This window comes from Bradyrhizobium nivariense, from assembly GCF_029846695.2.
Classification (GTDB): domain Bacteria; phylum Pseudomonadota; class Alphaproteobacteria; order Rhizobiales; family Xanthobacteraceae; genus Bradyrhizobium.
In genome coordinates this window covers 54,878-80,062 of record NZ_JARWCR020000024.1, presented here as the reverse complement: position 1 = coordinate 80,062, position 25,185 = coordinate 54,878, and the positions used below count along the sequence as shown (strand labels likewise).

The following is a 25,185-nucleotide window of genomic DNA, read 5'->3' as shown; positions in this document are numbered from 1 at the left end:
AGGAGAGGAATGATCGTGCCGGCTTTGCCGGTACGGGCCGGCCCGACCGGCAGACCGAGACCCGCCGGCATCGCCCGGCAGACCAAGAGATGCCGCGCTGATGAAAATCGACCCGATCCACCAGTTCAACATCGAGCCTCTCTTCACCCTGGGCCATATCGGCAACCACACGATCGCCTTCACCAATTCGTCGCTCTACATGCTGGTGGCGGTCGCGATCATCTCGATCCTGATGCTTGCCAGCGGCACGCAGCTGGTTCCCGGGCGCCTCCAGTCGGTCGCCGAGATCTCCTACGAATTCGTGGCGTCGACCATCCGCTCGACCGCCGGCGCGGAAGGCATGAAGTTCTTCCCGCTGATCTTCTCGCTGTTCATGTTCATCTGCGTCTCGAACCTGGTCGGCATCATCCCCTACACCTTCACGATCTCGAGCCATCTGATCGTCACCGCGGCGCTCGCGCTCTTGGTGTTCTTCACGGTCCTGATCTACGGCATCTACAAGAACGGCCTGAAATTCTTCAAGATTTTCGTTCCCCACGGCGTCCCCATTTACATCCTGCCGCTGGTCATGTTCATCGAGATCCTGTCGTTCTTCCTGCGCCCGGTCTCGCACAGCGTCCGTCTGTTCGCCAACATGCTGGCCGGCCACATCGCGCTGAAGGTATTCGCGGGCTTCGTCGCCATGCTCGGCTTCTCGCTCGGCGCCCTCGGCTGGGTCGGCGGCGTGCTGCCGCTGGCGCTGACGGTCGCGCTGACCTCGCTCGAGCTCCTGGTCGCGTTCCTCCAGGCCTACGTGTTCGCGATCCTGACCTGCATCTACCTCAACGACGCCATTCATCCGGGACACTGAGCGGTCCGGGGAATTTCCACCCACAACCCAATCTTTCTTCCAAGGAGTCTAAAATGGATCCGGCAGCAGCAAAACTTATCGGCGCGGGCATCGCATGCATCGGCATGGGCGGCGCGGGCGTCGGCGTCGGCGTGATCTTCGGCAACTACCTCGCCGCAGCCGTTCGCAACCCCTCGGCTGCTCAGGGCCAGTTCGGCAATTTGATCTTCGGCTTCGCCGTGACCGAAGCGCTCGGCATCTTCTCGCTGCTGATCGCGCTGCTGCTGCTGTTCGTTCCGCTCTGAGGACGTGCTTCGCGCCGCTTCAACCGAAGCGGCGCGCATGACAGCAACAGGAGTACTCCATGGCTGAAAGTCATGGCGGCGCAAAAGGTCCGGCGGCGGGCGCTCATACCGAGGCTGACGGTGGTCACCACGGTGGCGGCTTTCCGCCGTTCGAGAGCAGCAGCTTCGCTTCACAGCTGGTGTCGCTCGCGATCTTCTTCGTCCTGCTTTACGTGATCGTGTCCAAGCTCGCGCTGCCGCGTATCGGCGGTGCGATCGAGGCGCGTCAGAACAAGATCGAGGGCGACCTCGCCGAAGCGCAGAAGCTGAAGGACCAGTCCGACGCTGCGCTGAAGGCCTATGAAGGCGAGCTCGCTTCGGCGCGCGCGCGGGCACAGGCGATCGGCAACGAAACCCGTGACAAGCTGAATGCGCAGGCGGAAGCCGAGCGCAAGACGCTGGAAGAGCAGCTGGCGGCCAAGCTCGCCGGGGCGGAGAAGACCATCGCCTCGACCCGCACCGCCGCCATGAGCAACGTCCGCGGCATCGCGGCCGATGCGGCAGGCCAGATCGTGCAGCAGCTCACCGGCGTCGTTCCCGACGCTGTGTCGGTCAATGCTGCGGTCGATGCGTCCTTGAAGGGTTAGTCGATATGTTCTTCGAACCTGAATTTTGGGTCGCCGTCGCCTTCGTGCTCCTGATGGTCGTGTTTGCCTATCTCGGGATTCACAAGACCGTGCTGACGACGCTCGATCATCGCGCCGCCCGCATCAGGGCCGAGCTCGACGACGCGACGCGCCTCAAGCAGGAGGCGGCCAAGGTGCTCGCCGACTACAAGGCGCGCAGTGCCATGGCCGAGCGCGAGGCTGCCGACATCATCGCCAACGCCAAGTCCGAAGCCGAGCGCATCGCGACCGAGGCCAAGGCCAAGATGGAAGACTTCGTCGCCCGCCGCACCAAGACCGCGGAGGGCAAGATCGCGCTCGCCGAGGCCCAGGCGGTGGCCGATGTCCGCGCAGCAGCCGCGGAAGCCGCCGTCCAGGCCGCCTCCACGATCCTGTCGCAGTCGGTCAGGGGCCAGGTCGCCGACGATCTGCTCGCCAAGGGCATCACCGAGGTTCGGCAGAAGCTGAACTGAGGGATATCGCTTTCACCAATCAAAAGCCGGCGCGATGAGCGCCGGCTTTTTTGTTTCTATGGATGTCATCGCACGCGAAGGCGGGCGATCCAGTATTCCAGAGACAGTCCTGATCAATCGAGAAGCCGCGGCGTACTGGATGCCCCGCCTTCGCGGGGCATGACGACTATCTTTTCGTGGCTACTTCTTCTTCGCCCGTGCCTTCGGCTCGGGCGAGAGCGCCTGCGGATCGAAGCCGACATAGAAGATGTAGGTATCAGCGGCCTTGGCCGAAGGCATCGGATAGGCCAGATCCTCGGCGACGAACGTGAAGGGCACGCTGCCGCCCTCCGACATCTCGACCGTGGTCCGGTAGGCCTTCGAGGCAATCACCTTCTCGCCGACGCCGCCCTGCACCACGGCGACGCGCAAGGGCACCTCGACAGTCGCAGGCGCGCCGGCGGGACCGGCGATGACGCGGCCCTGGATGCCGATCCGGGCCGTGATATCGGCACCGTTCCGGATGCATTCGCGCGCCATCTTGGTGATCGTAGCCTGGAAGCGGATCTCATTGCCGACGGCCGGCTTGCCGGTGGCGCCGACCGCATAGGTCGACGCCCCCGCACGCACCGTAACCTGCGGGCAATCGACGTCGTCATCCGCCGGCTGACCGGGCGCCGGTGCCGGCTTGGGCTGTGCCGGCTCGTCGGACTTGCCGCCGAACAGGCCCTTGAAGCGATCAGTCAGCGACTGCGCCGCGACCGGCGAGACGGAGACGAGCGCAACCGACAACGCCAGCGCGACCGCTGTCCCCCGCCGCAACGCATTCCGCGATGACCGAAGCTCCTGCACCATCAACGCCCATACTCCATGACCACATCCCGGCCGATCGCCGGCCGGCTTGCGCCGTTATATCGTCAAAACCGGCGAACCCAAGGCGGCAAACAAGGAGACTTTGGCCACATCGATGAACGGGCTCAGCCGCGGAAATCCTCGTGCAACAGGCCGAACAGCAAATGGTCCTGCCAGATCCCGTTGATGCAGAGATAGCGGCGCGCCAGCCCTTCGCGGGAGAAACCGCACTTCTCCAGCACCCGGATCGACGGCGCATTGGTCGGGATGCAGGCGGCCTCGACCCGGTGCAGATTGAGCTCGCCGAACAGCGTCGGCAGCAGCACCCGCAGCGCGGCCGTCATGTAGCCGCGCTGGGCGTTGGGCTTGCCGACCCAGTAGCCGATGGTGCCGGCCTGAACGATGCCGCGCCGGACATTGGCGAGCGTGATGCCGCCGACCATGGCGCCGTCGAGCTCGCGGAAGATCAGAAAGGGATAGGAGCGGTCCGCGGCGATGTCCTCGGAATAGCGGCGCAGGCGGCGACGGAAGCCGGAGCGGGTGAGGTCGTCCGACGGCCAGATCGGCTCCCAGGGCGTCAGGTAATCGCGGCTGGACTCGCGCAAGTGCGCCCACTGCAAGAAGTCCGACATCTGCGGCGCGCGTAGCAACAGGCCGTTGCCGCGCGGCGCGAGCGCGGCGGGTCCACTGGATGGCAGGCGAAAGAGGGCCATGGTGATGCTTCCCGGGGCAGATCAGCCCGTGCGCGGCTCCTAATGCAGCCGCGCCTTGGCGCGTGCCCGGGTCAATCCTTCCGCAAAAGACACCGCCGTGTCCAGACCCCTGCCACTGCCTAATGCGACAACCGCAGGGCGGCTCCGCGAAAGCAGCGCACGCGCCGCATTACGGGTCGATTCGACGCTGACGGCGTCGATCCGGGCCACCAGCTCCTCGGCCGTCTGGGGCCGGCCATAGGCCAGCACATGCCGGGCGAGCTGCTCGGCGCGGGACGAGCAGCTCTCCAGCGCCATCAGCAGGCCGGCCTTCATCTGCGCCTTGGCCCGCGCGATCTCGACCTCGGTCAGCGTCTCCACCGAATCATTCATGATGTCGACCACGACCTCCATCATCTCGGGCGCATCGGCCGGATCGGTGCCGGTGTAGAGGCCGAAGAAGCCGGTGTCGGTATAGGGCGCGTGGAATGTGTAGATCGAGTAACAGAGGCCGCGCTTCTCGCGCACCTCCTGGAACAGCCGCGACGACATCCCGCCGCCGAGGATGTTGGTGAAGACCTGGAGCGAGAACAGCGACAAATCGGTCTGCGGCACGCCTTCCAGCGCCAGCGTCAGATGCGCCTGCTCGAGCTCGCGATGCACCACCTTGGTGCCGCCCTTGCCGAACTGCGCGGATTGCGGCTTGGGACCCGGCGTCCCCTCAAAACTGGCAAAGCGCTGCTCGACCTCGGCGACCACCTGCTTGTGATCGACCGCGCCGGCCGCCGCCACCACCATGTCGGGCCCGCGGTAATGCGTCGACAGATAGTCGCGCAGCGAGTCGCGGCTGAAGGCACGCAACGTCTTCGCAGTGCCGAGCAGCGAACGGCCCATCGGCTGGTCGGGATAGCAGAGCTCGTTGAGATGCTCGAACACGACGTCGTCGGGCGTGTCCTGCGCGGCGCCGATCTCCTGCACGATGACGTTCTTCTCGCGCTCGAGCTCGTCGGGCTCGAAAGCGGGATTGGCCAGGATGTCGGCGAGCACGTCGAGCGCGAGTGGCACGTCGGCCTTCAGCACCCGCGCGTAGTAGGACGTGGTTTCGGTCGAGGTGCCGGCATTGAGGTCGCCGCCGACCGCCTCGATCTCCTCCACGATCTCGCGCGAGGAGCGCTTCGTCGTGCCCTTGAACGCCATGTGTTCCAGGAGGTGCGAGATGCCGTGCTCGTTGGGCTTCTCGTCGCGCCCGCCGACGCCGGCCCAGACGCCGAGCGCCGCCGTCTCAAGATGAGGCATCTTGTCGGTGACGACGGTCAGGCCGGACGCAAGCTTGGAAATCTCGACGCTCATCCGGCAACTCCCTGTTTTGCGGCGCGGCTGACCGACAGCACGAACCGCTCGACCTCGGCCTGGTCGTTCTTCATCACCTTCATGTGTTCGGATTTGGTCATCAGGCCGTCGAGCCAGGCCGGCAATTGCGGCCGCTGGCCGCAGGCAGCTTCGACAGCGTCGGGGAATTTCGCCGGATGGGCGGTGGACAACACGATGCTCGGAACCGTCGTGTCGGTGATGTCGCGGTCGGCGACAGCGAGCGCGACCGCGGTGTGGGGATCGACGAGCTCGCCTGCCTCGCGCCAGGCGGCGCGGATCTCGGCCGCGGTCTCGGTCTCGTCGGCGCGGCCTGCATCGAATTCCTCACGGATCGCGGCCAGCGTTGCATCGGGCAGTACGAAGCGCCCCGACTGCGTCAGCGAAGCCATGAGACGGCGCACGCCGGCGGCATCGCGCCGGCCGGCCTCGAACAGCAGCCGCTCGAAGTTCGAGGAGATCTGGATGTCCATCGACGGCGACGCCGTCGCGTGCACCTCGCGCACCTCGTAGATTCCGGTCTTCAGCGTGCGCGCCAGGATGTCGTTGACGTTGGCGGCGATGCTCAGGGTCCGCACCGGAAGACCCATGCGCTTGGCGACATAGCCGGCAAAGATGTCGCCGAAATTGCCGGTCGGCACGACGAAGTCCACCGCGCGCGCCGGCGCGCCGACGGCAACGGCGGAGGTGAAATAGTAGACCACCTGGGCGACGATGCGCGCCCAATTGATGGAATTGACGCCGGACAGCGAGGTCGCATCGCGGAAGCGATGGTTGTTGAACATCCCCTTCACGAGTGCCTGGCAATCGTCGAAATTACCCTCGACGGCGAGCGCATGGACGTTGGCCGCGCCCGTCGTCGTCATCATCCGCCGCTGCACCTCGGAGATGCGGCCGTGCGGAAACAGCACGATGAGATCGACATTTTCGCGCCCGGCGAACGCGTCAACCGCAGCGCCGCCGGTGTCGCCGGAGGTCGCGACCACGATGGTGGTGCGCTGGCCGCGCTTGGCGAGCACATGGTCCATCAGCCGCGAGATCAGCTGCATCGCCACGTCCTTGAAGGCGAGCGTCGGACCGTGGAACAGCTCCAGCACGAACTGGTGCGGCGCCATCTGGCGCAGCGGCACCACCGCCGGATGACGGAAGGTGGCGTAGGCCTCGTTCGCCATGCTGCCGAGTTCAGCGTCCGTGATCTCGCCGCCGGCGAAGGGGCGGATCACCTCGACCGCGACCTCCCAATAGGGACGACCGAAGAAGCCGGCGATGGCGTCAGTCGAGAGTTGCGGCCAAATGGCCGGCACATACAGGCCGCCGTCGCGGGCGAGCCCGGTCAGCATCACGTCGCAGAAGCCGAGTTCAGGGGCCTCGCCCCGGGTCGAGATATAACGAGTCAAACTGCCCTCCAAAGGCCGGCCAAGCCTGAGCTCGATCCGCAAGCCTTTGATTTTATGAAACTACTTGTTAACAGCCAGAGGCTTTGGGCCACCATAAAGTGTTTTGCGGCATCGGGAAACCGCTTCGCGTCTGGGCCGATCCAACGAAAAGGGCCGCCAACGAAAAGGGCTGCCAACGAAAAAGGGCTGCCAACGAAAAAGGGCTGCGGCAATGCCGCAGCCCTCTCTCTTGGAAGGTCTGTCGTTGTGTGCAGACCGGTTTTGCCTCTGGGGTCGCCGACCCGCTAAAACTGTTCGCGCAAGCTTTCGTCGCCTGTCACGAAATCGTCAAGAGCCAATACGGCGCGTGCGAGAAAATGTTCCTATTTTTCCCGACACGTTCCGGCTCTGGCAAACGCTCGCGAGCAGCTTCTCGTCACACATTGCCGTTTTTTCCCAAAACTGCGGACAGTTCAGGAACGAATGCCACCTCGACCCATTGTGTCGGCGGAGGGTGTCGGCGCGATCCATGCATTGCCCCTGAGCGCCGAGACCGGTCCGCCCCGCCGAACCGGCAGCATCCTGAAGCAGCCGGTTCGGCCCCCGGGGGTCAGCTCATCCCGATTTCCACCGCGATCCTGATCAGGTCGGAATGGTTCTTGGCGCCGAGCTTCTGCTTGAGCAGGGACGTGGTGTTGGCGACGGTCTTGTAGGAGATACCGAGCGCCTCGGCGACCTCGACGATCTTGTCGCCTCGACCCAGCAGGCGAAGAATCTCGAGCTCCCGCGGCGTCATCTGCGAGGCCGGATTGGCCTTGATCGCCGCGCCGGAGAACGTCACCGCTTCCGCGAGCTGCGGCGAGATGAAATTGTCGCCCGCGACCACCTTGCGCACCGCCTTGAGCAGGATCCTGGGATCGTCGCCCTTGGAGACATAGCCCTGCGCCCCAAGCTCGACCGCCCGCACCACGAAGGCCGGATCGTCGTTCATGCTGAACATGATGATCTTGGCGTCGGGATCGTCCTTGCGAATGCGTCGCATCAGTTCGAAGCCGGAAACATCGGGCAGGCTGATGTCGATCACGGTGACGTCAGGCCGCTTGCTGAAATAGGCGCGATGCCCGGATCTGGCGTCGGTCGCCTCGTCGATCCGGATCGAATGGTCGGAGGCGAACAGGGTGCGACAACCGGACAGCACCACGGGATGGTCGTCGACAATCAGGACCCTGGTTGCCGGCTTGGCGGAATCTTGCATCGCAGCTCTCTTGTTTTTCGACTCATAAACCGCCGGGAACAAATGGAAAGAGCAAATCCGGCCGATGCGCGTTAGAATTGACCTAATGTGGCAACGCCTCTCATTCCGGACCCAATTGTTTCTGCCGCTCGGCATGAGCTTTCTCGCCGCGCTGATCATGGGCGGCGTGCTGTTCCAAATCTTCGCGACCGACCAACTGGCCGACGAGAACGAGCCGGGGCGGCGTTCGATCCGGACGGTTGCCGCCGCGCTCAACAACACTCTGCACGCCTCGAACAATCCGCGGCAGACGCTCGACGCCTTTGTCCATTCTTTGGACATCTCCTCCGATATCCAATTCCGCGCTGTAGAAGCGGGTCCCGCCTCCTCAGCGAAGGACGGTCTGCGCAAGCCGCATGGCGTGCCGCAATGGTTTGCCGATCTGCTCACCATTCCGGACATGGACGCGGCAGCTCCGGTCACGATCGACGGCCAGCGCGTCGGCGATCTCGTCTTCCTGCCGGACCTGTCGGCCGACCTGTTCGAGAAGTGGATCGGCTTTCTCGCGCTGACCAGCCTCGTCGCCGTGCTGATGGTGCTCACCGGCACGATTGCCTATGTTTTCGCGGGATCGGCCCTGCGCCCGCTGCAATATCTCGGCGAAGGGCTGACGCGGATGCGGCGCGGCGACTACGCAACGCCGATCCCGGTCGGAGGACCGCCGGAAATCCGGCAAAGCTGCGAGGAGGCCAATGCGCTGGCCGCGACGCTGGCGCAATTGAGCCAGGACAATCGCAACCTGCTGCACCGCCTGGTGTCGCTCCAGGATGACGAGCGGCGTGATCTCGCGCGCGAACTGCACGACGAGCTCGGCCCGCTGCTGTTCAGCATCCGCGCCGGCACGATCGCGTTGGTCGAGGCCTCGCCTCCGGCGGGAAATCTCGGCAGTCCGGCACAGGAGGTGTTGCAATCGGTCGAGGCGCTCCAGCAGACCAACCGCCGCATCCTCGACCGCTTGCGACCGCTCTACATCGAGGAATTGGGTCTGGAGACCAGTGTGCAGACGCTGCTTCGGAACTTTCGCAAGCAGGCACCGTATATCGGCCTGACGGACACGCTCGATCCAGATCTCAACGGGATCGACGGGCCGCTGGCTCGGACCGTCTATCGCGTGATTCAGGAGGCGCTGACCAACGTGCTGCGCCATGCCGGGGCCAGCAATACCCATGTGCAGGCGACCTTCGCCGACGAGACGGTCGTCATCGAGATTTCCGACGACGGCGGCGGCATTCCCGAGGGCAACATGTTCGGCCGTGGTCTGACCGGCATGCATGAGCGCGTGCGCGCGCTCAGCGGATCGCTGTCACTGCTGCGCGTGGACGAACGAACCTACGTACTCTGCCGCCTTCCCGCCGGACCGGCACGCGAGGCGCCGGTCACCGGCTAACACGCACAGCCGAGGTGCGTGGTCTGTCGCGCCGGCTCGCACAGCGTGGTGCGGATCTTGCCATCCGGGCTGAAGCAAAACGAGGCGCGGATGCGCAGCGCGCCGGCGACGGAATATTCGAGATCGACGCCATGGGGCGCGGGATGGATCTCCTCCAGCCCGAAACCCGCCGACGAGAAAGCGCTGAGCCGCGGCTGCCAATAGGCTTCGAGCTCGCTCCGGCCGCGATAGTGCTGCGTGCCGTTACACGTGCATTCGACCTGGGCGTCGTCCGCATAGAGGTCGAGTAGCGTCGCGAGGTCGCCCTTCCTGCAGGCATCCACCCAGTCGACGACAATTCCCATCTGGTCGAAATCGCTCACGCCGCAATCCTGTCTGCCGCGAAAAATTACTGGCGGCTTAGGACCACACTCGTGAATGTGCGCTGAATGGTAAACCCCGGGCGATACCGGGTTCCATCAGACGATCTACGGAGCCCAGCTCTGCCGCCGCCCTCTTGCCCACACGGCGAAGGCGATCAGCACGGCGCCTGCAAGCGTGAACCAGGTGATGGCGTATTGCAGGTGATCGTCCTTGAGATGCACGTCGAGCGGCCCCGGCCGCGGGATGCCGTTCTCGGGCACGGGCTGTTCGAGGTCGACATAGAACGGCGCAACCGCGCCCCAGCCCAGCGTGCTCGCGATCGCCACATGATCGCGCACGAACCAGAGCCGCTTGTCGCGGTTCTCCGCCGGGGTCAGCCAGCCCGGTGCCTCGGGGAAACGCAGATAGCCGGTGAACGCGAGTACCTGGCCCGTGACGAGCTTCTTGACCGCGCGATCCTCGACGCGGCGATCCTGCATGGTGTTTTCGACGAAGCCCGCATCGATCACGACCGTCTCACCGCTCGGCAGCCGTGCCGGCAGGAACGCCCAGGTGCCGGGGCCTGAAGCGTCCGTGCGCACGGCGGACCCGGGAGAATAGACCATCGCATCGGGCAAATGCGCATAGGTCGCGGTAAAGCTGACGCGGCGGAATTCATCGCGCGCGGGACTTAGCGCGGCCCATTGCGCCGGCGGCGGCAGCGCGACCGGCGCGTCCGCAAGACGCTCGGTGAGCGCGGCAATCAGCTCGTGCTTGGCGAGGCGGCGCTGCAATTGCCAGAGGCCGAGCGCGATGCAGACCGCGGTCAGGAAAAGCGTGAACAGCGCGAAGCCGGCCACGCGCGGCTTGCGCGCGGTCTCGTTCATTTCGCGCGGTCGACCAGCCGGCCCGGCGCCGCCTTGTGGTGGAATTGCAGCGCGATCAGCAGCGACTTCATCGCGCGCAACGGCAGCAGGGTGGTGGCGAGGATCAGCGGCAGCCACAGCACTGCATGCAGCCAATACGGTGGCTGATACTTGACTTCGACGACGAGCGCGCAGCCGACCACGATCGCGCCGGCCAGCATGATGATGAAGATCGCCGGACCGTCGCCGGAATCGATGAAGGCGTAGTCGAGGCCGCAACGGTTGCAGGAAGGCGCGAGCGTCAGGAAGCCCGCATAGAGCTTGCCCTGGCCGCAACGCGGGCATTTGCAGGCGAGCCCGCGCAGCGCGCTTTGCAGGACGGTCGTCTCGGGCTCGGATGGGCCGGCGGTGTCGTTCATGATGGCGGACTCTAGAGCATTATCGGTTCTGGTTGAATCAGAACCGAGGCTCCAGATTCTTGTTTCGACGGGTTTTCTTCACGCGAACCGGTATCCGCTTCGCTCGAAGACGCTTTACCACAATTTCCGCCAAAACCGGGACGCAAAAGCGAAAGGGCGGCCCTGCGGCCGCCCTTTCTGATCAATCCAACCGCTGCTCAGTGCGCGCCGTGGGCCATGGTCTCGGCGCCATGTCCCCACACATAGATGCAGAGGAACAGGAACAGCCAGACCACGTCGACGAAGTGCCAGTACCAGGCGGCGAACTCGAAGCCGAGATGCTGGGTCGGCGTGAAGTGGCCGGCATAGGCGCGGAACAGGCACACGAGCAGGAAGATGGTGCCGACCAGCACATGAAAACCGTGGAAGCCGGTCGCCATGAAGAAGGTCGCGCCGTAGACGTTGCCGCCGAAGGAGAATGCCGCGTGGCTGTACTCATAGGCCTGCACGCAGGTGAAGAGCGCGCCGAGCACGACGGTGAGGATCAGGCCGTATTTCAGGCCCTGGCGATCGTTCTCGAGCAGCGCATGATGGGCCCAGGTCACGGTGGTGCCGGAGGTGAGCAGGATCAGCGTGTTCAGGAGCGGCAGATGCCAGGGATCGAAGGTCTCGATGCCGTGCGGCGGCCAGGTGCCAGGCACGGCGCAGGCGCCGGCCGCGGTACCAAGACCGCAGCCGAACACCGCATCGCGGGTGGCGTGGACGGCGTCGGCCGGGAATAGCGCCGCGTTGAAATAGGCCCAGAACCAGGCGACGAAAAACATCACCTCCGAGGCGATGAACAGGATCATGCCGTAGCGGTGATGCAGCTGCACGACGCGGGTGTGGTCGCCCTTGTACTGGGCTTCCCTGATCACGTCGGCCCACCAGCTCGCCATGGTGTAGAGCACACCGACGGTGCCGACGCCGAAGATGACCGGCGCAGCCGACAACATGTGGTGCATCCAGGTGATCGCGCCGACCGCCATGATGAAGGCCGAGATGGAGCCGACGACGGGCCACGGGGATGGATCGACCAGGTGGTAGTCGTGATGCTTGGTGTGCGCCGTTGCCATGCGGTCTCTCTCCTCAATCCCGTGCCCGTCCGGCACTTATCCCCTTATTCCGACCCCCCGGGCGCGAGCCCGGCGATCAGAGATTTCCCTTGCGTTTGTCGTCGTCGCCGGATGCGAGCGGCTTCACCACCGGATCGCGCACCGGATAGAAAGTGTAGGACAGCGTGATCGTGTTCAGCCCGTCGTTCTCGTGGTCGTCGGCGATCGACGGATCGACGTAGAACACGACAGGCATCTCGCGCTTCTCGCCGGGCGCCATGGTCTGCTCGGTGAAGCAGAAGCAGTTGATCTTCTGGAAATAGGATCCGACCGTCAGCGGCGCGACATTGTAGGCGGCCTGGCCCGCGGTGGTCCGCGCGGCCTGGTTGGTCACGGTGTAAAAGACAGTCACGACCTGACCGATATTAACCTCGATCTCGCTCTGCTCCGGCTCGAACTTCCAGGGCAGGCCGGGCGCGACATTGGAATCGAACCGCACCGCGATCTTTCGTGCGATCGGGCCGCTAGCCGGCGCCGAGATCGCGACCTGGGTGGTGCCGTTGAAGCCGGTGGCGCGGCAGAACCAGTTGTAGAACGGCACCGCCGCGTAGGAGGCACCGACCATCAGCGCGACCACGCCGCCGCAGATCGAGGCAACCAGCACGTCGCGGCCGACACCCTTGAAAGGCCCACGCCCTTTGCTGGCCGTCCGGCTCTGATCCCGCGATATCGTGGGCTCTCGATCCATCTTCCCTACATCGGCCGGACGAGCACGGCCGGTCCCTTGACCATGGTCACGGCGAAGAACAACACCACGAGCACGCCGAGCGCGAGCGCAATCGCGATCGAGCGCTGACGACGGCTCTTCTTCTGCGCCTCGGTGAGGACGATTCCATCTATCTCAGGTTTGTCGGCCATTGCTGCGATCATGCGCCCCCTGCCATCGGAGCAAGCGCGCGGAACACGACCTCGGCCAGCAAGGTCGCAAACAGCGCGAACAGATAAAGGATGGAGAAAGCAAACAGCTTGCGGGTCGCACGCAGCGATTGGCTGCGCTCGCGGCGGATATAGACGTTGATGGCGAGTACCAGCATGCCGGCGCCGAGGATCAGCGAGACGATGCCGTAGATGGCGTCGAAATAGCCGAGCGCCCAGGGCGCAGCGGCGACCGCGATCAGCACGATGGTGTAGAGCAGGATCTGAAGACGCGTCGCGTCGGGACCGGCGACGTTGGGCAGCATCGGAATGCCGGCGCGCGCGTAATCGTCGGAGCGGAACAGCGCCAGCGCCCAGAAGTGCGGCGGCGTCCAGAAGAAGATGATGGCGAACAGCAGCAGCGGCTCGACGTCGACCGTGCCTGTGACCGCGGCCCAGGCCACCACCGGCGGCAGCGCTCCGGCGGCCCCGCCGATCACGATGTTCTGCGCGGTCCAGCGCTTCAGCAGAAGCGTGTAGATCACGACGTAGAAGAAGATGGTGAAGGCGAGCAGCGCGCCCGCGATCCAGTTGACGAGGATGCCGAGCGTCATCACCGAGAAGAAGGCGAGCGTCATGCCGAACGTCATCGCCTCGGGACGGGTGATGCGGCCGCGCGGAATCGGCCGGTTCGCCGTGCGCGACATCTTGGCGTCGATGTCGCCTTCGAGCGCCATATTGAGCGCTCCGGAGGCGCCGGCGCCGACGGCGATGCAGAGCAGCGCGGTGATGGCCAGCACCGGGTGGAAATGCCCGGGCGCCATCGCCATTCCGACCAGCGCGGTGAAGATCACCAGCGACATCACCCGCGGCTTCAGGAGCGCGATGTAGTCGCCCACCTCCGCTTCGGAGATGCGGGGATTGATGTCGATGGCGTTGTGGTCGAGGACGGACACTGGATTGACTCGCTTCGTTGTAGAGCCGCGGCGCCCGTCACGGGCGCCGCGAGCTTTGGCTTACTGCACGCGGGGCAGCACTTCGAACTGGTGGAAGGGCGGCGGCGAGGGCAGCGTCCACTCCAGCGTGGTCGCACCTGCACCCCACGGATTGTCGCCAGCCGGCACCTTCTTCGCGAAGGCGTCGATCACGCAGTAGAGGAAGATCAGCACGCCGAAGCCGGAGATGTAGGAGCCGAGCGACGAGATCAGGTTCCAGCCCGCGAACGCGTCGGGATAGTCGACATAGCGGCGCGGCATGCCCGACAGGCCGAGGAAGTGCTGCGGGAAGAACACCAGATTGACGCCGATGAAGGTGACCCAGAAGTGCGCCTTCGCCAGCGTCTCGTTGTACATGTAGCCCGACATCTTCGGGAACCAGTAGTACCAGCCGGCAAAGATCCCGAACACGGCACCGAGCGACAGCACGTAGTGGAAGTGCGCGACGACGTAGTAGGTCTCCTGGAGCACGCGGTCGACGCCGGCATTCGCCAGCACGACGCCGGTGACGCCACCGACGGTGAACAGGAAGATGAATCCCACCGCCCAGATCATCGGCGCGCGAAACTCGATCGAGCCGCCCCACATCGTGGCGATCCACGAAAATATCTTCACGCCGGTCGGAACCGCGATGACCATCGTCGCGGCGACGAAATAGGCCTGCGTCGCCGAGGACATGCCGACGGTGTACATATGGTGCGCCCACACCACGAAGCCGATGCCGCCGATCGCGACCATGGCGTAGGCCATGCCGAGATAGCCGAACACGGGCTTGCGCGAGAAGGTCGAGACGATCTGGCTGACCATGCCGAAGGCAGGCAGGATCAGGATGTACACTTCGGGGTGACCGAAGAACCAGAACAGATGCTGGAACAGCACGGGGTCGCCGCCGCCTTCGGGCGCGAAGAAGGCGGTGCCGAAATTGCGGTCGGTGAGCAGCATGGTGATGGCACCGGCGAGCACCGGCAGCGACAGCAGCAGCAGGAACACCGTCACCAGGATCGACCATACGAACAGCGGCATCTTGTGCAGGGTCATGCCCGGCGCGCGCATATTGAAGATGGTGGTGATGAAGTTGATGGCGCCGAGGATCGACGAGGCGCCAGCCAGATGCAGCGACAGGATCGCGAAGTCGACGGCCGGGCCCGGATGACCCGAGCTCGACAGCGGCACATACATGGTCCAGCCGGCGCCGACACCGTTGGCGCCCGGCTCACCCTCGACGAAGGTCGACATCAGCAGCAGCGCGAAGGAGGCCGGCAGCAGCCAGAACGAGATGTTGTTCATGCGCGGGAACGCCATGTCAGGCGCGCCGATCATCAGCGGCACGAACCAGTTGCCGAAGCCGCCGATCATCGCCGGCATGACCATGAAGAAGATCATGATCAGGCCGTGGGAGGTCACGAACACATTGTAGGTGTGCGTCTCGTGGAAGATCTGCACGCCCGGATACATCAGCTCGGCACGGATCGCGATCGACATCGCGGCACCGATGACGCCGGCGATGACCGCGAAGATCAGGTACATCGTGCCGATGTCCTTGTGGTTGGTCGAATAGACGTAGCGCCGCCATCCGGTCGGATGGGCGTGCTCGTCATGTCCGTGGTCTTGCGCGTGATCGCCGTGTGCCGCTGCGCTCGTTGCCATTTTCAAATCCTGCCTTGCGTCCCGATCGGACCTCTGGAGGTCCCGCCCTTATGTCGCTTTCAGTTCCCTCGGACCCTTCGCCCGGCGCTTACTGCGTCGGGCCGGCCGTGGAGGCGTAGGTGCTGGCGCCGCCGCTCGCATATTTCTTCTTCGCCGTCTCAACCCAGGAGGCGAACTCCTGGTCGCTCACCACGCGTATGGCGATCGGCATGAAGGCGTGGTCCTTGCCGCACAATTCCGAGCACTGGCCGTAAAACATGCCGGTCTTGGTGGCCTTGAACCAGGTCTCGTTCAGCCGGCCCGGAATGGCGTCGATCTTGACGCCAAAGGCCGGCAGCGCAAAGGCATGAATCACGTCGGCCCCGGTCACCTGGACCCGGACCACTTTGTTGACGGGGACCACCATCTCGTTGTCGACGCCGAGCAGCCGCGGCTGCTTGTCCTGCGCCATCAGCGAGTCGAACTCGAACTTGCCGTTGTCGGGATAGGCGTAGGACCAGTACCACTGCTTGCCGGTGGCCTTGATGGTCAGGTCCGCTTTCGGCACGTCGAGCTCGAGGAACAGGAGACGGAACGACGGCACCGAGATACCGACCAGGATCAGCACCGGAACGAGCGTCCACGCCACCTCGATCAGCGTGTTGTGCGTGGTCCGCGACGGCACCGGATTGGCCCTCGCGTTGAACTTCACGACCACGATCACGAGCAGCGCCAGAACGAACAGCGTGATCACCGTGATCAGCACGAACAGGAAATTGTGGAACCAGACGATATTGTCCATCACCGGGGAACCGGACTGCTGCAGCGTCCACTCCCATGGCGCCGGTTGCCCGAGCTCGGCGAATGCCGCACCGCCCGTCGCCAGCGTCAGACCCGCCACGGCCAATCCCAGCAAGTGCCGGCCCACCGGGCCCATCGACATCTTCATGCCGTTCGCGCTCCCCTAACGAAATCACCCCAAGTGCATCCCCCTATTTCCGGGAAACGCTTTATTCGATCCGCCCGTCTGACAAACCGCCGCGCAAGAATACCTCTAAGAGGAATTGGGCCAGATCGCTAGAACGCCGAAATCAAGCCTCTCAAACCATAATTCTTGATCTATCGCAATGCAGTCTTGAGCCTTGTCTGTCCGCGATCACCCGCAAGATATTTCCTAGTAACATCAGACAAAAATGCCGTTTCCCGGGGTGCTGCGGCTTGACAGCGGAATTGCCCGCGGTAGGCACTGGCAGACAGCCGCACAGGAACCTGATTCGTGCGGGCGACGGCGGCCGTGGCGGCGTGGAATTTGCTTGCGAATCGCCTTCAAGACGCCGTCATTCCCGTATCAGTCCGCCAGCGAGCGACCCAGGCGAGCAGAGGGACCGACCCGATGGGGTTTTCGAGAGGCATGGCAAGGCGGGCTAAAAGGCAGGCTAGCGGCCTCACGATGTTGGCTGCCCTGCTGGCGGCGGTCGTCCTGGCGCTCCCAGGCTTTTTCTTACCAAGTCTCGCCCATGCGCAGGGCGCGGTACGCTCCGTCCATGGCGACTGGCAGATCCGCTGCGACACTCCGCCGGGCGCCCAGTCCGAGCAGTGCGCCCTGATCCAGAGCGTGGTGGCCGAAGACCGCTCCAACGCCGGTCTGACCGTGATCGTGCTCAAGACCGCCGACCAGAAGAGCCGCCTGATGCGGGTGGTCGCCCCCCTCGGCGTGCTTTTGCCCTCCGGCCTCGGCCTCAAGCTCGACAACCAGGACGTCGGCCGCGCCGGCTTCGTCCGCTGCCTGCCCAATGGCTGCGTCGCCGAGGTCGTCATGGACGACAAGCTGCTCGGCCAGCTCCGCACCGCCAAGACCGCGACCTTCATCATCTTCGAGACCCCGGAAGAAGGCATCGGCTTCCCGCTCAGCCTGAACGGGCTCGGCGAGGGGTATGACAAGCTGCCGTAGGCTTTTGTTCTTCGCAGCCTCGGGTTTCGCCTCCTCGACATCGCCTGCCTTGCATTGCCGTCCTATAAACTATAGTTTATAGACTCGGGGAGGCGCCGGTGCGTATTTTCAAGACTAAGACGCTTGCGCGCTTTGCCCGTCAGAACCGCATCCCGGATGCGAGCCTGATAATGGCAATTGAGCGCGCTACGCGCGGCTTGATTGATGCCGATCTTGGCGGCCGGATCATCAAACAACGCGTTGCACGGCCGGGCGAAGGCAAGCGAGGGGGTTTTCGGCTTCTTATCGGATTTGGATCAGAACGCTCGGTGTTCCTGTTCGGCTTTGCCAAGAGCGAGCGAGAAAATATCGATGACACCGAACTGACGACCTTGCGTGAGATTGCTGCTTCGTTCCTGACCGCCAGCGACGCCAAGATCGGGCAAGCTCTGAGAGATGGAACTTTGATTGAGGTGCAAGATGGCGACGAGACCGCGAAAGGCTAAAGCGAAGCCCAGCCGGCTTGCGAGAGAGCTGCTGGAGACGGCGCAGGACATGCGTGCGAGCGGCCTGCTGACGAAGTCTGCTCACGAGAAGATTACGATGCGCCATAAGGCCGACATTCCGGTAGCGGCCACCACTCCTATGTCCGGACCGGCGATCAAGGCCCTGAGGGAGGAAGCCAATCTCAGCCAGGCCGTCTTTGCCCAGCTCCTCAATCTGACGGTTGGCTATGTCTCCCAGCTCGAGCGCGGTGCGAAGCGCCCGACGGGTGCGACGCTTACCTTGCTAAATGTCATACAACGGAAGGGAATTGAGGTCGTCCTCTGAGAGGTCCCATGCCTCTCGGAAGAGCCTGAGCGGCGTCAGGCGTCGATCACACGCCAACCCTATCGTTTCCGTAATGTGACGGCCAAGCCCCTCGCGGAACCGCCGGGAAACCATTATCTTGCCCCACATCCCCCGATAATGGACGGACGCATGACCAACCCTGCCACAACCTCCCTGCTCGACCGCGCCAATCTCGACCGCGATCAGGTTCGCAATGAGCTCGCGCGCGGGCTTGCCGGTGCCGACGACGGCGAATTGTTCCTGGAGTACAGCCAGACCGAAGCGCTGATGTTCGACAATGGGCGGCTGAAGCAGGCAACCTACGACACTTCGCAGGGTTTTGGCCTGCGCGCCGTCAAGGACGACGCGGTCGGCTACGCCCATTCCTCCGACGTGTCGCTGCCAGCGCTGATTCGCGCTGCGGACGCGGTCGCGGCCGTGCGCGGCGGTTATTCCGGCAGCTTCGCTGCGCCTCCCCCGCGCACCAATGTGCGGCTCTACGCCGACGACAATCCGCTCGATGCCCCCGGCTTCGAGACCAAAGTCAAACTGCTCGCCGAGATCGACGCCTATCTGCGCGACAAGGATCCGCGGGTGCGGCAGGTCAGCGTCAGCCTGGGTGCGACCTGGCAGGTGGTCGAGATCCTGCGGCCCGACGGCGAGAGCTATCGCGACATCCGCCCGCTGGTGCGCGTCAATGTCTCCGTGGTCGCCGGCCAGGGCGACCGCCAGGAGAGCGGCAGCAAGGGTTATGGCGGCCGCGCCGGCTACGCCGAGTTCATCGAAAGCAAGAACTGGCGCGACGCCGCCGACGGCGCACTGCGCGAGGCGCTGGTCAATCTGGAATCGATTCCCGCCCCCGCCGGCGAGATGGACGTCGTGCTCGGGGCCGGCTGGCCCGGCGTGATGCTGCATGAAGCGGTCGGCCATGGGCTGGAAGGCGACTTCAACCGCAAGAAGACGTCTGCGTTTGCAGGCCTGATGGGCCAGCAGGTCGCGGCCAAGGGCGTTACCGTGGTCGACGACGGCACCATTGCCTCGCGCCGCGGCTCGCTGTCGATCGACGACGAGGGCACGCCGACCAACCGCACCGTGCTGATCGAGGACGGCGTCCTGGTCGGCTACATGCAGGACCGCCAGAACGCGCGCCTGATGAACATGAAGCCGACTGGCAACGGCCGCCGCCAGGGCTACGCCCATGTGCCGATGCCGCGCATGACCAACACCTACATGCTCGCGGGCGATCGCGATCCGGCCGAGATCCTCGCCTCGGTGAAGAACGGCGTCTTCGCGGCGAATTTCGGCGGCGGCCAGGTCGACATCACCTCGGGCAAATACGTGTTTCAGTGCACCGAGGCCTACAAGATCGAGAACGGCAAGTTAGGCGCGCCCTTGAAGGGCGCCATGCTGATCGGCAACGGGCCGACCGACCTGCATCGCATTCGCATGATCGGGAACGACCTCGCGCTCGATACCGGCATCGGCACCTGTGGCAAGAACGGCCAGGGCGTGCCGGTCGGCGTCGGCCAGCCGTCGCTATTGATGGAACGCATTACGGTGGGTGGAACGGGCGGATGAGTGTCGAGAAGATAACTGTCACCACCAAGCGGAAGAGCAGCGGCTGGGGCGGCCAACTGGTGCAGCTCGCCGGCATCGTCGCCGCCGTGTTCATCGCCAAGGGTGCGCTGGCCGAGCCGTTCTACGTGCCGTCGGGCTCGATGGAGCCGACGCTGCTGATCGGCGACGCATTGATCGCTTCGAAATTCCCCTACGGCTACGGCACCTCGTCGCTGCCGATCCAGATCAACCTGCCCGAGAGCGGCCGTGTCTTCGCGGAAACGCCGAAGCAAGGCGACGTCGTCGTCTTCCGCTGGCCCGGCGACCGCTCGCAGGCCTGGGTCAAGCGCGTCGTGGGTCTGCCCGGCGACCGCATCCAGCTGCGGCAGGGCCAGCTCTTCATCAACGACCGCCCCGCCGAGTTGAAGCCGGACGGCGTTGGCGCCGCCGAGGACGACAATGGCGGCAGCGAGCCCGCCTATCGCTATGTCGAGACACTGCCGAACGGCGTCTCGCATCTGATCTTCAAGATGCGCGACAACGGTCCGCTCGACAACACGCAGGAAGTGACGGTGCCATCAGGCCATCTCTTCGTGCTCGGCGACAACCGCGACAACTCCGCCGACAGCCGCGTGCCCTTGCGCTCCGGCGGCGTCGGCCTGTTGCCGATCGACAATCTGGTCGGCCGCGCGGATGCCGTGCTCGGATCCTGGGATCTCGGTATCCGCGGCCAGCCGGTGTGGACCTGGCTGTCCGGATTTCGCATGGCGCGGTTTTTCACCGCCGTGCATTGAGCTGATCCCCTCATGGTGAGGAGCGCGTCTTCGCGCGTCTCGAACCATGAGGTCCGCGGCCCATCCTTCGAGACGCCGCGCAAGAGCGCGGCTCCTCAGGATGAGGGTGACGATTGCGGAGACATCCCATGACCTTCGACGACGTCAGAAAATTCGCGCTGACGTGGCCGGAGGTCGAGGACGGCACTTCCTACGGCACGCCGGCGCTGAAAGTGCGCAAGAAGATGCTGGCGCGGCTGAAGGAGGACGGCGACAGTCTGGTGATGCCGGACGTGCCGATCGACGAACGCGCGATGCTGGTCGAGAGCCAGCCCAAGATTTTCTATGTCACCGATCACTACGCCGATTATCCGATCGTGCTGATCCGCCTGTCGAAGGCAAAGCGCGCAATCATCGAGCCGTTGTTGCGGCGGCGCTGGCGCGCTTTGGCATCGAAAGCGGCACGCGCCGCGTTCGATGCCAGCCCGTAAGTGATGGCCGCCGATGGATCGCGACCGCTTCCTCGCACTTGCGCTGCTCAATCCAGTCAACGTCGCGATTATCGACGAGCTCCATCGGTTCGTCCTGCCGGATGCATGGCTGGTCTCGGGATGTCTGGTGCAGACGGCGTGGAACGTCCTCACCGGTCGAACCGTCGATTACGGCATCGCCGATTACGACGTGTTCTATTTCGATCCTGATACCTCATGGGAGGCGGAGGATGCGGTGATCCGCGCGCTGCATGCGCGGCTCGGTCATCTCGGCGTCAAGATCGAGGCCCGCAACCAGGCGCGCGTGCATCTGTGGTACCCCGACAAGCACGGCCTGCCCTATCCGCCCCTGACGCGCGCGACCGATGGCATCGACCGCTTCCTCACGCAGAACACACAAGTGGGCGTGAGGCGCGCAGGTGACCGCTACGAGGTCTACGCGCCGCACGGCTTCGACGACATTGCAGGGCTGATCGCGCGGCCCAACCTAACTCGGAATTTTTCCGCAGCGAATTACGCGGCGAAGACGGAGCGATGGAAGACGCTGTGGCCGGAGATCACGGTAATCGCGACCGAGTGGGATGCCGTAGGGTGGATTTTAGTTAGCGAAGCGTAATCCACCTCTTTCGCGTCCGCGGAGACAAACAGTGGTGGGTTACGCTACGCTAACCCACCCTAGCTTGATCCGCTACCGCACCACTCCCGACGTAAACCCCGCTTTCCGGCGCGGCGGCTTGATTTCCTTTTTCAGGAAGCAGCGCGCTTCGCGTCCGGTGTAGCCGGGGCGCGCATAGGTGAAGGCGCGGCATTTGTTGTCGGCGGTGCAGGCGGCCTTGCAGGCCTCTTCGCCTTCGCCGTCCTTGATCTCGAAATTGCGCAAATCGCCGCCGGGGCGGTCTATCGAGGTCTCCACCCCTTCGACACGAGGCTCGATCACGCCGGCGCCGCGCACACCGGAGATGCAGCAGCTTCCCGGCACGCGCGCAGGCACCGCGTTCTTCAGCCAGCACACCGCCGAGCCGCCTTCGACATCGGGATAGCTGAAGCTCCAGGACCGGCAACGGCGGTCGCGTTCGCACAGCAGCGCGCAATCCTCGGGATCGCCCGACGTGACCGGGGTGCTGAAATAGTCTCCGCCAGGCCGATCGAACGCCGTCTGGGCGCGCGCAGGCCAGCTCGCAAACACGAGCCAAAGCAGCGCGGCGCATGCCACGACGCTTGCCAGGACGCTTGCCATGACGGCCAGGCGGCCCTTCCCCATCGGAACAGCTTTCGAGTTATTGACGACGCTCAGGTTTTCAGCCGGTCATTTGATCGCCGCAAACCTGTATGGGCGATGAACGGCTCGGGTCCCGATCGTTGGCCCTGGGTCTAGAACGCGTATTCCGCGTAGGCCGGTTCCACCGAGCTGTTCCAGGGACCGTTGAACTTGTCGAGCATCTCCTCGGCCGGCGTGCGGCCGGAATCGATGATGCGATCGAGCGGCTCCAGATGCCGGGTTTCGTCGCGGCCGAGCTGGTCGATCCGGCCGCGCCGGCGCAGGCCGGCATGTGCCAGAACGAGGCACTCCTTGGCGATCTCGAACAGATAGCGGTCCTTGATCCGCGACTTGAAGCCGAAGCGCGGCACGTCGTCGCGCAGGGCCTGACGCTCATGCGCGCTCCAGTGCTTCACCAGGTCCCAGGCGGCATCGAGCGACACATCATCGTAGAGCAGCCCGGCCCAGAACGCCGATAGCGCCGGCAGACGGCCCCACGGGCCACCGTCGGAGCCGCGCATCTCGAGATAGCGCTTGAGCCGCACCTCCGGGAAAATCGTCGAAAGATGGTTGGCCCAGTCCGACAGCGTCGGACGTTCACCGGGCAGGTTGTTGTTGCGTCCATCGAAGAAGGCGCTGAACGAGGAGCCCGAGACGTCGATGTAATCCTCGCCGCGCTTGACGAAGTACATGGGCACGTCGAGCGCGTAGTCGACATAGCGCTCGAAGCCCATACCGTCCTCGAATGCCCACGGCATCATGCCGGCGCGCGCATTGTCGGTGTCGCGCCAGATCTCGGACCGGAAGGAGAGGAAGCCGTTCGGCTTGCCCTCGGTAAACGGCGAATTGGCGAACAAAGCGGTTGCGACCGGCTGGAGCGCGAGCGAGACACGCAGCTTCTTGACCATGTCGGCTTCGGAGGAGAAGTCGAGATTGGTCTGCACCGTGCAGGTCCGGTACATCATGTCGAGGCCGTACTGGCCGACCTTCGGCATGTAATTGGTCATGATCTTGTAGCGGCCCTTGGGCATCACCGGGATGTCGGCGCGCGACCAGGACGGCGTCATGCCGAGCCCGAGGAAGCCGATGCCGAGCGGCGTTGCGATCTCGCGCACCTGCGCCAGATGCGCCATCAGCTCGCTCTGGGTCTGGTGCACGTTCTCGACCGGCGCACCGGAGAGCTCGAACTGTCCGCCGGGCTCGAGCGAGATCGCGCCGCCGCCGGTGACGTCGTAGAGGCCGATGATGTTGCCCTTCTCCATGATCGGCTCCCAGCCGAGCAGGAGTTTCATGCCTTCGAGCAGCGCACCGATACCGCGCGCGCCTTCGTAGGGCACCGGACGGTGGCCTTCGAGCGTGAACGGCGTCTTCTCGTGCTCGGTGCCCATGCGGAATTCGGACGGGTCCTTGCAGCCAGCCTCGAACCACGCGACGAGTTCGTCGCGCGATTGCAGAGGCGTCATATCGATCTGGTCTCGCGCCATATCAAACTCTAATCAAAAGCGCTTCGACCGAACGCGCGTGGGTGACAGTGATGGTCCGCGAACCCACCGGTTGCACGGACGAGCTGGTTTGCCGCGCGATCATCGCAACGGCGTGGTTTCGTTGACGTGGGCAGGCGGCAGTTTCATTTCGCCGCATGAGCAGCCCAGGCGGTCGAGCAGACCGCTGAGCTTGATGGCATCCGCATCGGACAGTTTCGAACCGACATATTTCTCGATTGCGGCCGAATAGGCGCCCCACATTCGCTTCTGCAATTCGCGGCCGGCTTCCGTGATCTCCACGAACTGGCCGCGCTTGTCGATCTTGCATTCACGCCGCGAGGCGAGGCCTTCGTCGACCAGGCGGTCGATCAGCCGCGATGTCGAATATTGCGGGATCAGCATTTGCCGTTCGAGTTCGACCGGCCGGAGCTCGCCCGAGGGCGCCCGTGACAGTTCGAGCAGCGCGTCATACCATGCCAGCGGCGGGAAGCCGGCCTTCTTCAGGTCCTGCTCGACGCAATCGAGCACGCGGCTCTGCACCCGCATCAAGCGTATCCAGGCGGAAGTCGCCTCGGTCGATGGTTTGCGTTTCATGGTCCCGCTCAAGCTCGTCGCCCGTCTCTTACCCCATTCGATGCACCTGCATCAATCTTGACTATTTCAAGCAGATGCATGTAGTCGTTCTTTCGCCTGAACCAAGCGTCAAGAGGAGGAAATTCCATGAAACTGTACTATTCGCCCGGTGCCTGCTCGCTGTCCCCCCATATCGCGCTCCTGGAAGCCGGCCTGCCCCATGAGCTGGTCAAGGTCGATATCCGGGCCAAGAAGCTCGAAAATGGTGAGGATTATCTGAAGCTGAACCCCAAGGGCCAGGTCCCTGCGCTGCGCCTCGATAGCGGAGAGATCGTGACCGAAGGCCCGGTGATTGTCCAGATGATCGCCGATCAGGCCTCGGCCAAGGGGCTGGCGCCGGCCCGTGACAGCGCCGAGCGCTACAAGCTCCTGGAGTGGCTGAACTTCCTCACCTCGGAGGTGCACAAGAGCTTTGGTCCACTGTTCGCGCCGGCTCTGAACGACGAGGCCAAGGCCTTCTTCAAGGACCGCGTCATGGGCAAGCTGAAATACATCGACAGCCAGCTCGCCGGCCGCGACTACCTCATGGGCAAGCAGTTCACGGTGGCTGACGGCTATCTCTTCACGATGCTGATCTGGGGCGACCGGATGAAGTTCGACCTCTCGGCGATGCCGAACCTTGCCGCGTACAAGACCCGCGTCGCGGCGCGGCCACAGGTGCAGGAAGCGCTCAAGAAGGAGGGGCTGATCCAGGCCGCCTGAGACGCGACGGCGATCAATCTCCAAAGGGCCGGGTCCATGATCCGGCCCTTTTTGCTGCCGCAGGACCACGCAACGCGAAACCGGTCCGCCG

Annotated in this window: 30 protein-coding genes; 13 read left to right on the top strand and 17 right to left on the bottom strand. The window is 64.3% G+C overall.

From position 1 onward, the window contains the following. The first annotated feature begins 100 nt into the window (after positions 1-100). The 4 genes from QCM77_RS21035 to QCM77_RS21020 are packed head-to-tail and all read left to right on the top strand — an operon-like array spanning position 101 to position 2,251. Complete coding sequence (locus QCM77_RS21035; protein WP_279661123.1) at positions 101-850, top strand: F0F1 ATP synthase subunit A; 750 nt, start codon at positions 101-103, stop codon at positions 848-850. Between the two features lie 53 nt (positions 851-903). Beyond that, a complete protein-coding gene (locus QCM77_RS21030; protein ID WP_007599451.1) occupies positions 904-1,134 on the top strand; it encodes a F0F1 ATP synthase subunit C in 231 nt (76 codons plus the stop codon). Positions 1,135-1,193: 59 nt separating this feature from the next. Further along, positions 1,194-1,760, top strand: coding sequence for a F0F1 ATP synthase subunit B (locus QCM77_RS21025; RefSeq protein WP_279661122.1), 567 nt, complete (start codon positions 1,194-1,196; stop codon positions 1,758-1,760). A 5-nt stretch (positions 1,761-1,765) separates the two neighbouring features. Next, positions 1,766-2,251, top strand: a complete 486-nt coding sequence (locus QCM77_RS21020) for a F0F1 ATP synthase subunit B family protein (protein ID WP_279661121.1) — start codon at positions 1,766-1,768, stop codon at positions 2,249-2,251. A gap of 180 nt (positions 2,252-2,431) precedes the next feature. Here the strand turns inward: QCM77_RS21020 and QCM77_RS21015 are convergent, their stop codons facing one another. From QCM77_RS21015 to QCM77_RS20995, 5 genes are all read right to left on the bottom strand, one after another. Next, positions 2,432-3,085, bottom strand: a complete 654-nt coding sequence (locus tag QCM77_RS21015) for a hypothetical protein (protein WP_279661120.1) — start codon at positions 3,083-3,085, stop codon at positions 2,432-2,434. Between the two features lie 122 nt (positions 3,086-3,207). Beyond that, positions 3,208-3,795 (bottom strand): GNAT family N-acetyltransferase, encoded by a 588-nt coding sequence (locus QCM77_RS21010; protein ID WP_211395570.1) that lies wholly within the window; start codon positions 3,793-3,795, stop codon positions 3,208-3,210. Positions 3,796-3,834: 39 nt separating this feature from the next. Further along, positions 3,835-5,124, bottom strand: coding sequence for a M16 family metallopeptidase (locus QCM77_RS21005; protein ID WP_279684709.1), 1,290 nt, complete (start codon positions 5,122-5,124; stop codon positions 3,835-3,837). Next, complete coding sequence (gene thrC, locus QCM77_RS21000; RefSeq protein WP_279684707.1) at positions 5,121-6,539, bottom strand: threonine synthase; 1,419 nt, start codon at positions 6,537-6,539, stop codon at positions 5,121-5,123. Before thrC ends, QCM77_RS21005 begins: the two co-directional genes overlap by 4 nt. Before the next feature lie 589 nt (positions 6,540-7,128). Then, the gene (locus QCM77_RS20995) at positions 7,129-7,773 is read right to left on the bottom strand and encodes a response regulator transcription factor (RefSeq protein ID WP_279661116.1); all 645 of its coding nucleotides are present in this window, start codon (positions 7,771-7,773) and stop codon (positions 7,129-7,131) included. Positions 7,774-7,858: 85 nt separating this feature from the next. Between QCM77_RS20995 and QCM77_RS20990 the strand changes: the two genes are divergently transcribed. After that, complete coding sequence (locus tag QCM77_RS20990) at positions 7,859-9,199, top strand: histidine kinase (RefSeq protein ID WP_279684705.1); 1,341 nt, start codon at positions 7,859-7,861, stop codon at positions 9,197-9,199. Here the strand turns inward: QCM77_RS20990 and QCM77_RS20985 are convergent. The 9 genes from QCM77_RS20985 to coxB form a co-directional block, all read right to left on the bottom strand. After that, positions 9,196-9,561 (bottom strand): nuclear transport factor 2 family protein, encoded by a 366-nt coding sequence (locus QCM77_RS20985; RefSeq protein ID WP_279684703.1) that lies wholly within the window; start codon positions 9,559-9,561, stop codon positions 9,196-9,198. The genes QCM77_RS20990 and QCM77_RS20985 overlap by 4 nt on opposite strands. A 105-nt stretch (positions 9,562-9,666) precedes the next feature. Further along, on the bottom strand, positions 9,667-10,428 hold the full coding sequence (locus QCM77_RS20980; protein WP_279661113.1) for an SURF1 family protein: 762 nt from the start codon (positions 10,426-10,428) through the stop codon (positions 9,667-9,669). Next, entirely contained in the window at positions 10,425-10,826 is a 402-nt protein-coding gene (locus QCM77_RS20975) for a DUF983 domain-containing protein (RefSeq protein ID WP_279661112.1), read from the bottom strand. The genes QCM77_RS20980 and QCM77_RS20975 overlap by 4 nt, the downstream gene beginning before the upstream one ends. A 197-nt stretch (positions 10,827-11,023) precedes the next feature. Next, positions 11,024-11,920 (bottom strand): cytochrome c oxidase subunit 3, encoded by an 897-nt coding sequence (locus QCM77_RS20970; RefSeq protein WP_279684701.1) that lies wholly within the window; start codon positions 11,918-11,920, stop codon positions 11,024-11,026. A 76-nt stretch (positions 11,921-11,996) separates the two neighbouring features. Continuing rightward, complete coding sequence (locus tag QCM77_RS20965) at positions 11,997-12,647, bottom strand: cytochrome c oxidase assembly protein (protein ID WP_279661110.1); 651 nt, start codon at positions 12,645-12,647, stop codon at positions 11,997-11,999. Positions 12,648-12,652: 5 nt separating this feature from the next. Next, positions 12,653-12,829: a cytochrome c oxidase system small membrane protein gene (locus tag QCM77_RS20960; protein WP_279661109.1), complete on the bottom strand. Its 177-nt coding sequence runs from the start codon at positions 12,827-12,829 to the stop codon at positions 12,653-12,655. Then, the gene (locus tag QCM77_RS20955; protein ID WP_279684699.1) at positions 12,826-13,770 is read right to left on the bottom strand and encodes a heme o synthase; all 945 of its coding nucleotides are present in this window, start codon (positions 13,768-13,770) and stop codon (positions 12,826-12,828) included. The genes QCM77_RS20960 and QCM77_RS20955 overlap by 4 nt, the downstream gene beginning before the upstream one ends. 60 nt (positions 13,771-13,830) lie before the next feature. Next, positions 13,831-15,456, bottom strand: coding sequence for a cytochrome c oxidase subunit I (ctaD, locus tag QCM77_RS20950; RefSeq protein WP_279661107.1), 1,626 nt, complete (start codon positions 15,454-15,456; stop codon positions 13,831-13,833). An 88-nt stretch (positions 15,457-15,544) separates the two neighbouring features. After that, positions 15,545-16,384: a cytochrome c oxidase subunit II gene (gene coxB, locus QCM77_RS20945; protein ID WP_279661106.1), complete on the bottom strand. Its 840-nt coding sequence runs from the start codon at positions 16,382-16,384 to the stop codon at positions 15,545-15,547. Positions 16,385-16,828: 444 nt separating this feature from the next. Between coxB and QCM77_RS20940 the strand changes: the two genes are divergently transcribed. From QCM77_RS20940 to QCM77_RS20910, 7 genes are all read left to right on the top strand, one after another. After that, entirely contained in the window at positions 16,829-17,386 is a 558-nt protein-coding gene (locus QCM77_RS20940) for an invasion associated locus B family protein (protein WP_279661105.1), read from the top strand. 98 nt (positions 17,387-17,484) lie between these two features. Beyond that, the gene (locus QCM77_RS20935) at positions 17,485-17,871 is read left to right on the top strand and encodes a type II toxin-antitoxin system RelE/ParE family toxin (RefSeq protein ID WP_279661104.1); all 387 of its coding nucleotides are present in this window, start codon (positions 17,485-17,487) and stop codon (positions 17,869-17,871) included. Continuing rightward, positions 17,846-18,196 carry a type II toxin-antitoxin system RelB family anti-toxin transcriptional regulator gene (gene relB / locus QCM77_RS20930; RefSeq protein WP_279684697.1) on the top strand — a complete coding sequence of 117 codons (351 nt, stop codon included), beginning with the start codon at positions 17,846-17,848 and terminating at the stop codon, positions 18,194-18,196. Before QCM77_RS20935 ends, relB begins: the two co-directional genes overlap by 26 nt. Positions 18,197-18,346: 150 nt before the next feature. Continuing rightward, complete coding sequence (gene tldD, locus QCM77_RS20925; protein ID WP_279661102.1) at positions 18,347-19,774, top strand: metalloprotease TldD; 1,428 nt, start codon at positions 18,347-18,349, stop codon at positions 19,772-19,774. Continuing rightward, complete coding sequence (gene lepB / locus QCM77_RS20920) at positions 19,771-20,547, top strand: signal peptidase I (RefSeq protein ID WP_279684696.1); 777 nt, start codon at positions 19,771-19,773, stop codon at positions 20,545-20,547. Before tldD ends, lepB begins: the two co-directional genes overlap by 4 nt. 128 nt (positions 20,548-20,675) lie before the next feature. Then, positions 20,676-21,017 (top strand): MmcQ/YjbR family DNA-binding protein, encoded by a 342-nt coding sequence (locus QCM77_RS20915; RefSeq protein ID WP_279684694.1) that lies wholly within the window; start codon positions 20,676-20,678, stop codon positions 21,015-21,017. Between the two features lie 13 nt (positions 21,018-21,030). Then, positions 21,031-21,633: a nucleotidyltransferase family protein gene (locus tag QCM77_RS20910; RefSeq protein WP_279684692.1), complete on the top strand. Its 603-nt coding sequence runs from the start codon at positions 21,031-21,033 to the stop codon at positions 21,631-21,633. A 72-nt stretch (positions 21,634-21,705) separates the two neighbouring features. Here QCM77_RS20910 and QCM77_RS20905 read toward each other — a convergent pair whose 3' ends face one another. From QCM77_RS20905 to QCM77_RS20895, 3 genes are all read right to left on the bottom strand, one after another. Further along, positions 21,706-22,278 (bottom strand): PAN domain-containing protein, encoded by a 573-nt coding sequence (locus tag QCM77_RS20905; protein ID WP_279661098.1) that lies wholly within the window; start codon positions 22,276-22,278, stop codon positions 21,706-21,708. 110 nt (positions 22,279-22,388) lie between these two features. After that, the gene (locus tag QCM77_RS20900) at positions 22,389-23,759 is read right to left on the bottom strand and encodes a glutamate--cysteine ligase (RefSeq protein ID WP_279684690.1); all 1,371 of its coding nucleotides are present in this window, start codon (positions 23,757-23,759) and stop codon (positions 22,389-22,391) included. A 99-nt stretch (positions 23,760-23,858) separates the two neighbouring features. Beyond that, positions 23,859-24,353: a MarR family winged helix-turn-helix transcriptional regulator gene (locus QCM77_RS20895; protein WP_279684688.1), complete on the bottom strand. Its 495-nt coding sequence runs from the start codon at positions 24,351-24,353 to the stop codon at positions 23,859-23,861. Between the two features lie 126 nt (positions 24,354-24,479). Between QCM77_RS20895 and gstA the strand changes: the two genes are divergently transcribed. Next, on the top strand, positions 24,480-25,094 hold the full coding sequence (gstA, locus tag QCM77_RS20890; RefSeq protein ID WP_279684687.1) for a glutathione transferase GstA: 615 nt from the start codon (positions 24,480-24,482) through the stop codon (positions 25,092-25,094). The last annotated feature ends 91 nt before the right edge of the window (positions 25,095-25,185 follow it).